Genomic DNA, 13,881 nt, shown 5'->3' on the forward strand with positions numbered 1-13,881 from the left:
ATTAATACAGCGTTGCTGCAAGGAGGAAATCATTGAAACATGCTTGAAAATTTGTGTCATGTTATAATGATTCCATTGATTGAGACAGCGTTGCTGATAGGAAGGAATCATTGAAACATGCTTGTAAGCTTGTGTCATGTTATAATGGTTCTGATGATTAAAAATGTTTAAAATTTCAATATAGGATAAACTATATTGTAAAGCTATATAAATTTATAATGTATAATTCTGTTTGTATAAAAAATAAAATAAATAAGGAGGCAAATATATGGCTGATATGTTAAAAAAGACGGAAGAGAAATCGAATGAACAGATAGATTCAAACTTTATTCATAATATGATAGATAAGGATATAGAGAATCAAGTTTACGGAAACAGAGATATCTATACAAGATTTCCACCAGAGCCAAATGGTTATCTGCATATAGGACATGCAAAATCAATTTGTTTAAATTTTTCAACTGCGCAAAAATATAAAGGGAAATGTAATCTTAGATTTGATGATACAAACCCTGTTAAAGAAGATACAGAGTATGTTGAATCGATTCAAGGTGATGTAAAATGGTTAGGATTTAATTGGAAGAAATTACTTTTTGCTTCTGATTATTTTGATAAAATGTATGAGTTTGCAGTTGAATTAATAAAAAAGGGAAAAGCTTTTGTTTGTGATCTCAGTGCAGATAAGATAAAGGAACTTAGAGGTACGCTTACTCAGCCAGGAAAAGAAAGCCCTTATAGAAATAGAAGTATACAAGAAAACTTAGAATTGTTTGAGAATATGAAAAAAGGTATGTTTGCTGATGGAGAAAAAGTATTAAGAGCGAAAATTGATATGTCATCTCCTAATATAAATATGAGAGATCCTGTCATTTATAGAATCGCACATACAAAACATCATAATACAGGCGACAAATGGTGTATTTATCCTATGTATGACTTTGCACATCCTATAGAAGATGCTATTGAGGGTATTACCCATTCAATTTGTACACTGGAGTTTGAAGATCACAGACCTTTGTATGATTGGGTACTTAAATCATTAAACTGGGAAATGCCTCCAAGGCAAATTGAATTCGCTAGATTGAATTTAACTAATACAGTAATGAGTAAACGTTATCTTAAGGCACTTGTGGATGACGGTGTGGTTGAAGGATGGGATGATCCTAGAATGCCGACAATTGCAGGATTGAGAAGAAGGGGATATACACCTGAGTCAATCAGAGACTTTTGTGAAAGAATAGGAGTTTCAAAAGCAAACAGTTTAGTTGACATAGCACTTTTGGAGCATTGTATAAGGGAAGATTTAAATCCAAAAGTGGAAAGCAGAATGGTTGTAGAAAATCCTATTAAAATAGTAATTACAAATTATCCTGAGGACAAAAGTGAAGAAGTTGAAATAGAAAATAAAGCGCAAGATCCAGATGCAGGAGTAAGGATGGTACCTTTCTCAAGAGAGCTTTATGTAGATGGACAAGACTTTATGGAAGTTCCAGTAAAGAAATATTTTAGATTATTTCCGGGAAATGAAGTTAGATTTAAAGGAGCATATTTTATTACTTGTAATGATGTTATAAAAGATGAAGAAGGTAATATAAAAGAACTTCATTGCACTTATGATCCCGAAACAAAAAGTGGAAGCGGTTTTTCAGGGCGTAAAGTAAAAGGAACAATTCATTGGGTGGATGCAAAAACCGCTGTAAAAATCAAAATTAGAGAATATGATCACCTTATGAATGAAGATGAAAACGGAGAAAATGTACTAAACGAAAATTCTGTTAATATTATTGATGCATATGCAGAACCAAGTATAAAAGATGCAAAAGCAGGAGAAAGATATCAATTTTTCAGACATGGATACTATATAGCAGATGAAAAGCTCACGACAGAAAGCAGTAAGGTATTTAATCGTATTGTAGATTTAAAGAGTTCTTGGAAGAAATAGCAATTTAACATTGCATTATGTAACAAATGATTGTAGGTACATATCAAGTAAGGTATTGTACCTACAATTTTATACTTATATTTTAAAATTGATAGAGGAGAGAAAATATGGATTACTATAAAGAATCATTAAAACTACATGCAGAACATAAAGGTAAAATTGCTGTTTCCAGCAAAGTACCACTAAATAATAAAGATGATCTCAGCACAGCTTATACACCGGGTGTAGCAGAACCATGCAAGGAAATACATAAAGATCCGAAACAAGTTTATACTTATACATCTAAAGGTAATACCGTGGCTGTAATTAGTGATGGGTCAGCAGTTTTGGGACTTGGCAATATTGGAGGGAAAGCTGCAATTCCAGTAATGGAGGGCAAAGCAGTTTTATTTAAATCCTTTGCAGATATAGATGCCATACCTATTTGTTTAGAAACTCAAGATACAGAAGAAATAATTAATATTGCGAAAAATATTTCTCCGACTTTTGGAGGCATTAATTTGGAAGATATTTCTGCACCTAGATGTTTTGAAATAGAAAGAAGATTGCAAGAGCTCGTAGATATTCCAGTTTTTCATGATGATCAGCATGGTACGGCAATTATTGTATCAGCAGCAGTTATTAATGCTCTTAAAGTTGTGAATAAAAATATTTCAGATGTAAAAATAGTAGTTAATGGAGCAGGTTCAGCGGGAAATGCAATAGTAAACATGCTGCTGTCCATTGGAGTTAAAAATATTATAGTTTGTGATAGAGCAGGAATACTTTGCAGAGAAGATAATACATTGTCTCCGCATATGATGGCACTTGCAGAAGTTACAAACAAAGAACTCCTCAGAGGAAATCTTGAAGATGCAGTAAAAGGAAGAGATTTATTTATAGGAGTATCGGCACCTAAGGTTTTGACAGAAAAAATGGTTTCCAGTATGGCAAAAGATCCTGTTATATTTGCTATGGCAAATCCGGAACCGGAAATTATGCCTGATTTAGCTAAAAAAGCTGGTGCAAGGGTTGTTGGAACTGGCAGATCGGACTTCCCTAATCAAATAAATAATGTTCTCGCTTTCCCAGGTGTTTTCAAAGGAGCATTAAAAGTACGTGCTAAAAGAATTACAGAAGCTATGAAAGTTGCGGCAGCTTACGCAGTAGCAAATGTTATCAAAGAAGATGATTTAAATGAAGACAATATAATACCTAGTCCTTTTAATAGAAATGTTGCTGAAAAAGTTGCAGAGGCTGTTGGAAAAGCGTGGGAAGAAGAGGTAAGAAAGTGAAAGAAAATATAGAAGAAAAAAATTACAGAATAGAACATGATTCCATGGGAGATATTAAAGTAGCAGTAGACAAATTGTGGGGAGCTCAGACTCAAAGAAGTTTACAAAATTTCCAAATAGGAACAGAAAAAATGCCTCTTGAGATTATTAAAGCTCTGGTAATTTTAAAAAAGGCGGCAGCCGTAAGTAATTTTGAATTACAATTAATGCCGCTTAATATTAAGGATGCTGTTATTTATGCATGTGATGAAATTTTATTAGGCAAATATAATGATCAGTTTCCACTTTCTATATGGCAGACGGGAAGCGGAACCCAAACTAATATGAATGTAAATGAAGTTATAGCTCATTTAGGGAATGATTATTTAGGAGAAAAAGGAAATATTCATCCTAATGATGATGTGAATAAAGGACAAAGTTCTAATGATACTTTCCCAACAGCTATGCATATGGTTACAGTTTTGGAAATTGAGGATAAGCTTATACCAGCTATAAAAAAATTAGAGGATACTTTTAAAGTTTTGTCAAAACAATATAAATCACTGAAAAAAATAGGAAGAACTCATTTGCAGGATGCTACCCCACTTACATTAGGGCAAGAAATAAGCGGCTGGGAATTCTGTTTAAATAAAACAAAATCTATGATAGAAAGCAGCTTAGAGTACTTAAGAGAGCTTGCTATAGGAGGAACGGCTGTAGGAACAGGAATAAATGCACATCCTGATTTCGGAAAAATGGTAGCTGAAAAAATCAGTTCCTTTACAGGAACAAAATTTGTTTCTGCTGAAAATAAATTTCATGCATTGACCAGCAAAGATGCGTTGGTTAATGCTCATGGAGCTATTAAAGCGTTAGCAGCGGATTTGCTTAAAATTGCAAACGATATTAGATGGCTTGCAAGTGGGCCAAGATGTGGAATTGGTGAAATTATAATACCTGAGAATGAACCTGGGAGTTCTATTATGCCAGGTAAGGTTAATCCAACTCAATGTGAGGCTCTAAGCATGGTTTGCTGTCAAGTTATGGCAAATGATACAGCGGTTGCATTTGCTGCGTCTCAAGGTAATTTCCAGCTAAATGTATATATGCCAGTAATAATTCATAACGTATTGCAATCAATTAAAATTTTAACTGATTCAATTAATTCTTTTAATAAGAATTGTGCTATTGGAATAAGACCAAACAGGAAAAAAATTAACTCAAATTTAGAATCTTCGTTAATGCTTGTTACTGTATTGACTCCACATATTGGCTATGATAAGGCTGCAAAAATAGCAAAATATGCTCATGAAAATGATTTGACTTTAAAAGAGTCTGCAGAAAAATTAAATATTTTAACTAAAGAAGAGTTTGATACGCTTATGAAATATTAATAAAGGTATTAAAAATTGATTTAATGGAAAGCAAGACATATATTGACTAGTATATTGAAATAATAGTGCTTCGGGAAATTTTATTTTAAAAATCTTATTAATGTTTAAGAATTGCGTTTTAATATTGAAAAACCATGTTTCAATCAGTGATGAGATATGCAAGTAATCTTTTTCGACAAAAAATTATAAAAAATTATAAAAAACTATTGACAAAGAATATTTTACGGAGTATTATATATTTATTCAATGAAAGGCAAACTATACGAAAGTATAGGGCGCAAAACTAAAGGGTCTAAGTTCTATTTATAGAATATGATTGCCAGATGCCGTTGCTTATTTCCTAGTAACGTTTTTTATGAAGATTGAGTTAATATCATATTATTTGATTTAAATATAAGAACGTTATTGATAATTTGAAACAAGTAACGTAAGAAATCGGTGCGATTACATCATTGATAGAGCATAGACGTACCATTAAGTTTTGCAAGCATCATAACCATAACCCACACATAAGTTAAAAGTCCGAACTTTGTTCGGGCTTTTAACTTATGTGTGGGTTTATTATTATAAGTAAATTCTATGAAATATAAATGTCATATCTAAAAGCACTTTAATAAAAAAGATTAAAAAAATAAAATGTTTTTTTATTTCATGCTATTCTTTAGAAAATCAATTTATTTCTAAACCATAAATACCTAAAAAATATAATACCACATTAATTTTAGATGTAAATTTTTAAGAAATAAGATTTTTATAATAAATCTTAAAATAAAGGATAATATTTACAAAGAAATATTGCATTTAATAGACCAATAATGATAATTTTATTACGTAATTTTCCCAGCCTTTCATAGAAAGCTCATCAAGTATTATATCTTCATAAAAATAAGGCCCTATATTTAATCCATGTTTTTTTGTATATTCAGCTAGATTTTGATAATCATTATAAATTCCATCATATCCTTTATGATAAATTACGGCATAGTTGCCAGCAGGTTTAATTGAGATTACGGAAGAAAGATTTGTATCAGAGGAATGAGAATAATCAGTTTTACTTAGTTTTGTATAAAAGTGTGAATAGTTATAATTTAAATCTTCTGGTATTTGTGTTGTAGGAATCATTCCGCCGATTGTATGGGCACTGTAAACATCTACACTGTGACAAAAATTTAAATGTTTAATAATAGCAGCTGCTATATCTTTTTCATTTTCTGAGCCCTTATAATCAGATACAATCATATACTCTTTTTTCGATTTTTCAATATAAATTTCTCCCGACTTTGCAGATAAGCCTGCTTTAGTTAATTGAGTTTTAGTATTAATGAAGCCTTTCATCCATTCCAGTTCTTCCATCTTTTTATTAATTTCTTTTTCTTGCTCATTGAGTAAGTCAATTAGAGCCTTAGGATTTCTATTATCTAAGTATTTTTTTATGTCTTTTAAAGGCATATTTAAATCTTTTAACATTGAAATAACTGAAAAAATTTCAAGTTGTCGATAGGAATAATATCTATAACCATTATTTGTTTTAATTTCCGGCGAAAAAATACCAATATCATCATAATGGAAGAGAGTTTGTTTTTTTACATTACATAATTTGGCAAACTCACCTGTTGTAAAATGACTGTAAGTATTCTTCTTTTGAATTTTATTCATTACTAAAAACACCACCTTATTACTTAGGTAAAATAATATTTAACATTAATTTACATGGACATTAATAGGATTACCAAATAATATTTTTTAAAATATATTATTGACTATATGGTTACCGTATACTTTATCATATTATATGAAAGGGGGCAATTAATTGTGGAAACAATATTTAACGACGAAATAACAGTTAAAAAATTTACTAAGTTTGTAACACCATCTGTGATAATGCTTGTGTTTATGGCTATGTATTATATAATAGATTCAATTTTTGTATCAAATATTGTAGGATCAGATGCATTGGCAGCAGTTAATATTGTCTATCCAATATGTGGATTGGGATGGGGTATTTCAGTTATGCTTGCCGCAGGTTCCAGTGCTATTGTAGCAATTAAAATGGGAGAAGGCAATGAACGTGAAGCTAATGAGAAATTTACACTTATTTGTATAGTATCAACTGTTTTATCAGTTATATTTGTGATATTAGGTTTGTTATTTTTGGATGAATTACTATCGTTTTTAGGTTCTACAGAAAAATTAGGGAGTTATTGTATCGATTATGCAAAGATTATATTGCTTGGAATTCCAGGAGTATTTTTAGGTGTTGTATTGGAATATTTTATCAGAATAGATGGAAGACCAGGGTTTACATTATTGTTATATACTTTAGGCGGTGCAGTAAATATTATTCTGGATTATCTTTTTATTGCAAAACTGCACTTTGGAGTTTCGGGAGCAGCCTGGGCAACAGTAGCAGGACAATATATGGTAATGATTATAGGAATTTTATACTTTATATTTCAAAATACAAGATTAAAGCTTGCGATTCCAAAGCTTGATATTAAATATATTAAAGATAGTATAGTAAATGGTTCTTCAGAAATGGTATCTGAGTCTTCCGCGGCTATTATAATTTTCATGTTTAACATTATAGCCTTAGGTTTTGCAGGAGAAGATGGTGTGGCTGCAATCAGTATTGTTATAAATGCGCATTATCTGCTTATCTCTATTCATTTGGGATTTATAACGGGGGTAGCGCCTCTTATAAGCTATTATTTTGGTGCTAAAGATTATGGAAAGCTAAATGTTTGTTTAAAGTATTGTAAAACATTTATGTGGGTAGCATCACTTGGAGTATCTTTACTTTGTTTGATCGGAGCACCGATTATTACTAGAATATATGTGGAATATGGCAGTGAAGTATATTTTCTGTCTGTAAGGGGAGTAAGATTTTTATCTGTAGCATTTCTCTTTACAGGAATTAATGTATTTGCATCAGGATTTTTTACAGCATATGCAAATGGTAAAATTTCAGCGGTCATTTCTCTAAGCAGAGGCTTGATCATGGTTGTTATAGGTGCAGCTATATTACCATTTATATTTGGTATTGACGGAATTTGGCTGGCTATTACTTTTGCAGAAGCTACAACTTTAGTTCTTTCTTTATACATGTTTAAAAAATATAAAGACGTATATCATTATACTTTTTTTAACGCATAAAGTTAATTTACAAAATATACGCTTTGAGAAAATTGAAATCTTCTTATAATAATAATAATAAATGCAGAGAAAGCCTTGCAAACTTAAAGCAAGGCTTTCTCTGCATTCAGAACAATTGACAGAAATCGTGAAAAATAGTATTATTATAAAATATGATAGAATTAGAAAAATGCAGGATTATAAAGATATAAATGAGTAAATAAATTAAAATAAAAAATTTAGACTAAACAGAAAGGACTAATATGATAACAAGTAAACAAAGAAGCTTTTTAAGAAGCCTAGCACATGATTTAGACCCAACTGTATATATAGGAAAATCCGGTATAACAGAAAATATTATAAAAGAAATAGAAATAGGTTTTGAATCGAGAGAATTAGTAAAAGTAAAAATTCAGGAAGGTTGTGAACTACAGCCTAAAGCTGTGGCAAATGATATAGCTGATAAATTAAAGGCTGAATTTGTACAAGCTATTGGCAGAAAATTTACATTGTACAGGGAATCAAAAGAAAAAAAACAAATTGAACTGCCCAGATAATTGATTTTTACTATATAAATAAGTTTTTATTAAATCAGATTTTTATAGCATAAAAATCTGATTTACTTATATTTAAAAATATGGAATGTGAATTTTATGATATTAAATAAAAGAAAAAAATACGTTTTAATATTGGTTATAGTATTAATTTTAATTATTTTAGTGCCATGTATTATTAATAAATATATGATATTAAAATCACAAAGTTATATTATAAATGGGGAAAGTTTTGAACAAATTTCAAATAAAACCAAAGCCCTTAATGCAGATTGTATTCTTGTTTTAGGAGCAGGATTAAAATCTGACGGTACACCAAATCATATGTTAGAAGATAGATTAGATGTTGGAATAAAACTATATCAAAGCGGTGGGGCACCTAAGATTCTTTTGAGCGGTGATAATGGACAAGATAGATATGATGAAGTAAATGCCATGAAAGCTTATGTTGTTAATAAAGGAATACCGTTAGAAGATATATTTTTGGATCATGCAGGATTTTCTACTTATGAATCCATGTACAGAGCTGGAGCAATTTTTAATGTAAAAAATGTAATTGTTGTGACACAAAAATACCATCAATATAGGGCTATTTATATAGGTAAGAGACTTAACCTTAATGTATATGGAGTAGTGTCTGAGCCAAGACAATATGTAGGGCAAGATTATCGCGATTTCAGAGAATTTCTTGCTAGGAATAAAGATTTTGTTAAAAGTATATATAAACCTAAACCTACTTACTTAGGCGATATTATTCCCATTAGTGGAAATGGTATAGCAAGCCATGATTAAAATATAAAGAACTGTATGTGATTTATTAAAACATGACACGTGCTTATAAACATGTTTCAATGGTTCCTTCATCCCAGCAACGCTGTTTCAATCATAGGAATCATTATGTATATTGAATATATAATAAATTTAAGGATTTATAAAGATGAAAAATATTCTTATTACAATAGAATATGACGGAACTAATTTCTTTGGATGGCAAAGACAGCCTGATAAACGTACGGTGCAGGGTGAGGTAGAAAAAGCCCTAAGCACTATTTGTGCTTCATCCATAAAAATAAACGGGACAAGCAGAACGGATGCAGGTGTGCATGCGTTTGGCCAGAGAGCAAGTTTTAAAGCAGATTTTAAAATTCCTGTAGAAAGAATAAAAGTTGCAGCTAACAATTTACTTGCAGGAGGACAAAACTCATTAGGTGCTGCCGCGGATGTACGAATTATTGAAGTTGCGGAAGTTCCTATGGATTTTCATGCGAGATTTAACGCAGTTGCAAAAACTTATATTTATAAAATAAGAAACTGCAAAGAAGCTGACGTATTTGACAGAAATTATTCATATCAAATAACAAAGCCACTTAATATTGGGGCCATGAAAAAAGGTGCTGCCCATATGGTAGGTACTCATGATTTTAAATGTTTCCAAGCGGCAGGCGGTAAAGAAATGGACTCCACAGTAAGGACTATTACAAGCTTGGAAGTTTGTGAGGATTATTTGGAAGACAATGATAAAATTATTACCATTGCAGTTACAGGAGACGGTTTTTTATATAATATGGTAAGAATTATTACCGGAACTTTAGTTGACATTGGTAAAGGTAAAATTTCTGAAGAAAAAATACCTGAAATAATAAAAGAAAAAAAACGTGAAAATGCAGGACATACAGCACCTCCACAAGGATTGTATCTTGCTGAGATTTATTATAAATAAGGAGAGTCACGATGAAAATAAAAGACTTATATGATATAAAAAAAACTGTGATATCATTGGAAATTTTTCCGCCCAAAATAGATTCACCTGTTGAGACAGTTTTTAAAACATTGGATGAATTAAAAGATATAAAACCTGATTTTATTAGTGTAACATATGGAGCTGGTGGTAAAGCAAAAGACAGAACTATTGAAATAGCATCAAAGATAAAAAATGATTATAAAATAGAAAGTTTAGCTCATTTAACTTGCATTTCAGCTACAAAAGAAGAGATTAAGTCTAATTTTATAGAAATGAAGGCAGGGAATATTGAAAATATATTAGCTATGAGAGGAGATCTTCCAGAGAACCCGGATTTTGAATTTCCTAATCCCCTTCAATATGAATTTGCTGCAGATTTAATAAAAGAGGTAAGAGAAGAAGAGAGCTTTTCCATAGGTGCAGCTTGTTATCCTGAAGGACATGTAGAATGTGAGAGCAAAGTTAAAGACATAAAGTATTTAAAAAATAAAGTTGAAATGGGAGCGGAATTCCTTATTTCTCAATTATTTTTTGACAATGAAATATTTTATAGATTCATGGAATCACTTGATTTGGCAGGTATTGAAGTTCCCGTTTCAGCAGGGATAATGCCTGTACTTAATAAGAATCAAATTATCAGAATGATAAAACTTGCAGGATGTAGTATTCCACCAAGATTTCAGAGAATTATTGATAGATATGAACATAATCCTGCGGCATTAAAAGAAGCAGGAGAAGCATATGCGATTGAGCAAATTATTGATCTTATGGCTTTTGGAGTAAGAGGTATACACCTTTATACAATGAATAAGCCTGATACTGCAAAGCGAATTATAGGCAATATAGAAAATATAAGGAGATTGCAAGATTAATAAAAGAATATAAAAACATATGAAACAAATAAAAAATATTTATGATGAAGGGAGGCATTAAATGAGTATAAGAGAATTAATTGGCAAAAAAATAGTAATTTGTGATGGAGCCATGGGCACCATGATACAAGAACATGGAATAAATACAGGAGAAAAACCTGAAGAAATAAATTTTGCTTATCCAGATGTAATTAAAAAAATTTATATGGATTATTTAGAGGCAGGAAGTGATTTTGTCGCTTCAAATACTTTTAGTGCAAACCGATATAAAATAGCAGGAACTGCTTATTCGGTTGAACAGGTTGTTACACAGGCCGTTAAGATAGCAAGAGATGCAGTTGATGAATATATGAAAAAATCATTAGACCTTAAAAATGAAGATTCATCTAATATATTCAAAAAATATGTTGCCCTTGATATCGCTCCTATTGGTAAACTTATGAAGCCTGTGGGAGATATGTCTTTTGATGAAGCCTATGATATATTTAAGGAACAAATCCTGGCAGGAGATAAGGCTGGAGCAGATTTAATTTTATTTGAAACATTTACGGACATACATGAATTAAAAGCAGGAATATTGGCAGCTAAAGAAGCTTGTGATTTACCTATATTTTGTTCTGTTACATTTCAAGAAGATAAAAGAATGCTTATGGGAACTGATCCTCTGACTGTTGTAACGATTTTACAAGATTTAGGTATTGATGCGTTAGGAGTAAATTGCTCCCTTGGGCCCAAAGATATGGTTCCCATAGTAAAGGAAATTTTAACTTATTCCAGAATCCCTGTTTTAGTACAGCCTAACGCGGGATTGCCTGATTATGTAGACGGAAAAACTGTATTTAATGTTGAAATTAAAGAATTTACAGATGCAATGCTTGAAATGATAGAAGCAGGTATTGCAATTGCAGGTGGCTGCTGCGGCACTAATCCTGATTATATAAGAGAATTGGCAAAGAAAATTAATGAGAAGAAAAAAGATACATTATTCCCGGCATTATCTCAAGATATAGAAAAAGAAAGAGCAAATAAAGCAGTTACTTCTGTCAGCTCAGGAACAAAAACAGTAGTTTTAGATGACAGAATCAGAATTATTGGAGAAAGAATTAATCCTACGGGAAAGAAATTGTTAAAGGAAGCTTTAAAAGCTGAAGATCTAGCATATATAGAGAACGAAGCTATCAATCAAGCTAATGTAGGAGCTGAAATTTTAGATATTAACGTTGGTCTTCCCGAAATTGATGAAAAAGAAATGATGATAAAAGTTATAGAAAAAGTATCGTCAGTAGTTAATATCCCACTGCAAATTGACAGTTCAAGTCCCGAAGTAATAGAAGCTGCAGTTAGAATTTACAATGGTAAACCTATTATTAATTCTGTAAATGGTAAACAGGAAGTAATGGATGCCATATTTCCAATAGTTAAAAAATACGGTGCATGTGTTATTGCACTTACTTTAGACGAAAATGGATTACCTAAAAATGCAGAAGAAAGGATAAAGATAGCACAGCGCATTATTAATACTGCAAAATCTTACGGAATTGGAAGAGAACGAATAATCGTTGATTGTCTCACATTAACAGTTTCTGCTCAGCAAAATGCAGGCAGAGATACATTAGAAGCTATTAGAAATGTAAAACAAAAATTTGGAGTAAAGACTACATTAGGAGCTAGTAATGTTTCTTTTGGTCTTCCACAAAGAAAATTACTCAACAGAACCTTTTTAGCAATGGCATTAGAAGCAGGATTGGATGCACCTATTACTGATCCATTAGTTTCAGAGTATGTGGATACAATAAGGGCTTTTGAAACTTTAAGTTGTAAAGACATTGAATCAAGAGATTTTATTGCCTATTACAGTGATCAAGAAGATAGTCATGTTTCTAAAAGTCAGTCTTCTAAAAATAATGTTGCGGAGCTTACTCTTGAAGATATAATAATTAAGGGTTATGAAGATAGAGCGGCAAAGGCAACAGAAGAACTTTTAAAGACAATGGAGCCTCTGGAAATTGTTGAACAAAAGGTTATTCCCGCATTAGAAGTTGTGGGGAAAAGCTATGAAGAAGGGAAAAGTTTTCTGCCTCAGCTTATAAAATCCGCAGATACAGTGAGGGGAGCTTTTGATGTGCTTAAAGCAGCCATGGAAGTTTCAGGACAAAATATATCCTATGGAAAAATAATTGTAGCTACAGTAAAAGGAGATATTCATGATATAGGGAAAAATATTGTAAAGGTACTTCTTGAGAATTATGGCTATGATGTAATTGATTTAGGTAAAGATGTAGAAATTGAAACAATTGTAAGAACAGCTAAAGAGCAAAATATAAAGATGGTTGGATTATCTGCTTTGATGACGACTACAGTTGTTAATATGGATGAAACAATTAAAGCTTTAAAAGAAGAAAATCTGGACTGCTGTACAATAGTAGGGGGTGCCGTATTAACTCCTGAATATGCAAAGCAGATCGGAGCAGATTTTTATTGTAAAGATGCCATGGATGCTGTTAGAGTAGCAAATAAAATATTTAAAGAATAAAAGGAGTAAAAATCATGGACAGACCAAGTTGGGATGAATATTTCATGGAAGTGGCAGAAGTAACAGCTAAACGCTCAACCTGTATGCGAAGGAAAGTGGGTGCTGTTCTTGTAAAAGATAAGCATATATTGGCTACAGGATATAATGGGGCACCTATGGGTATTAAACATTGTGAAGATCGAGGAGGATGCCTGAGAGAAAAATTAAATGTACCATCAGGACAAAGGCATGAGCTTTGTATGGCTCTGCATGCAGAACAAAATGCAATTATACAAGCGGCTGTACTTGGTCAAAGTATTTTCGGAGGAACTATTTATGTAACAAATCAACCTTGCGCAATTTGTGCAAAGATGATTATTAATGCCGGAATAAAACGTATTGTAATAAAAGATGGATATCCTGATGAATTAGCCCTCGAAATACTGGAAGAAGCAGGGCTGGAACTTGAAAAACTATAAAA

Annotated in this window: 11 protein-coding genes and 1 riboswitch; of the genes, 10 read left to right on the forward strand and 1 reads right to left on the reverse strand. The window is 31.6% G+C overall.

The window, feature by feature from the left end; all coding sequences use genetic code 11:
• Positions 1 to 277 precede the first annotated feature (277 nt).
• From K292_RS0114490 to fumC, 3 genes are all read left to right on the forward strand, one after another.
• Positions 278 to 1,942, forward strand: a complete 1,665-nt coding sequence (locus K292_RS0114490; RefSeq protein ID WP_051280846.1) for a glutamine--tRNA ligase/YqeY domain fusion protein — start codon at positions 278 to 280, stop codon at positions 1,940 to 1,942.
• A gap of 107 nt (positions 1,943 to 2,049) precedes the next feature.
• On the forward strand, positions 2,050 to 3,216 hold the full coding sequence (locus tag K292_RS0114495; protein WP_027400436.1) for an NAD(P)-dependent malic enzyme: 1,167 nt from the start codon (positions 2,050 to 2,052) through the stop codon (positions 3,214 to 3,216).
• The gene (gene fumC / locus K292_RS0114500; protein ID WP_027400437.1) at positions 3,213 to 4,589 is read left to right on the forward strand and encodes a class II fumarate hydratase; all 1,377 of its coding nucleotides are present in this window, start codon (positions 3,213 to 3,215) and stop codon (positions 4,587 to 4,589) included. The genes K292_RS0114495 and fumC overlap by 4 nt, the downstream gene beginning before the upstream one ends.
• Positions 4,590 to 4,831: 242 nt before the next feature.
• A riboswitch (cyclic di-GMP riboswitch) is annotated at positions 4,832 to 4,920 on the forward strand.
• 470 nt (positions 4,921 to 5,390) lie between these two features.
• On the opposite strand, the gene K292_RS0114505 is transcribed toward fumC, so the two are convergent.
• Positions 5,391 to 6,245: a MerR family transcriptional regulator gene (locus tag K292_RS0114505; RefSeq protein WP_027400438.1), complete on the reverse strand. Its 855-nt coding sequence runs from the start codon at positions 6,243 to 6,245 to the stop codon at positions 5,391 to 5,393.
• Positions 6,246 to 6,401: 156 nt separating this feature from the next.
• On the opposite strand from K292_RS0114505, the gene K292_RS0114510 reads away from it, so the two are divergent.
• From K292_RS0114510 to K292_RS0114540, 7 genes are all read left to right on the forward strand, one after another.
• Complete coding sequence (locus tag K292_RS0114510; protein WP_027400439.1) at positions 6,402 to 7,742, forward strand: MATE family efflux transporter; 1,341 nt, start codon at positions 6,402 to 6,404, stop codon at positions 7,740 to 7,742.
• A gap of 242 nt (positions 7,743 to 7,984) precedes the next feature.
• A complete protein-coding gene (gene yhbY, locus K292_RS0114515; RefSeq protein WP_027400440.1) occupies positions 7,985 to 8,278 on the forward strand; it encodes a ribosome assembly RNA-binding protein YhbY in 294 nt (97 codons plus the stop codon).
• Positions 8,279 to 8,374: 96 nt separating this feature from the next.
• Positions 8,375 to 9,067, forward strand: a complete 693-nt coding sequence (locus tag K292_RS0114520) for a SanA/YdcF family protein (protein WP_037373326.1) — start codon at positions 8,375 to 8,377, stop codon at positions 9,065 to 9,067.
• Positions 9,068 to 9,212: 145 nt separating this feature from the next.
• Entirely contained in the window at positions 9,213 to 9,995 is a 783-nt protein-coding gene (gene truA, locus K292_RS0114525; protein ID WP_027400442.1) for a tRNA pseudouridine(38-40) synthase TruA, read from the forward strand.
• A gap of 11 nt (positions 9,996 to 10,006) precedes the next feature.
• A complete protein-coding gene (gene metF, locus K292_RS0114530; RefSeq protein WP_027400443.1) occupies positions 10,007 to 10,888 on the forward strand; it encodes a methylenetetrahydrofolate reductase [NAD(P)H] in 882 nt (293 codons plus the stop codon).
• A gap of 61 nt (positions 10,889 to 10,949) precedes the next feature.
• Entirely contained in the window at positions 10,950 to 13,421 is a 2,472-nt protein-coding gene (locus K292_RS0114535) for a homocysteine S-methyltransferase family protein (protein ID WP_027400444.1), read from the forward strand.
• A 14-nt stretch (positions 13,422 to 13,435) separates the two neighbouring features.
• Entirely contained in the window at positions 13,436 to 13,879 is a 444-nt protein-coding gene (locus K292_RS0114540; protein WP_037373328.1) for a deoxycytidylate deaminase, read from the forward strand.
• The last annotated feature ends 2 nt before the right edge of the window (positions 13,880 to 13,881 follow it).

It is taken from the genome of Anaerovorax odorimutans DSM 5092 (assembly GCF_000426305.1).
In the GTDB taxonomy this organism is placed as follows: Bacteria; Bacillota; Clostridia; order Peptostreptococcales; family Anaerovoracaceae; genus Anaerovorax; species Anaerovorax odorimutans.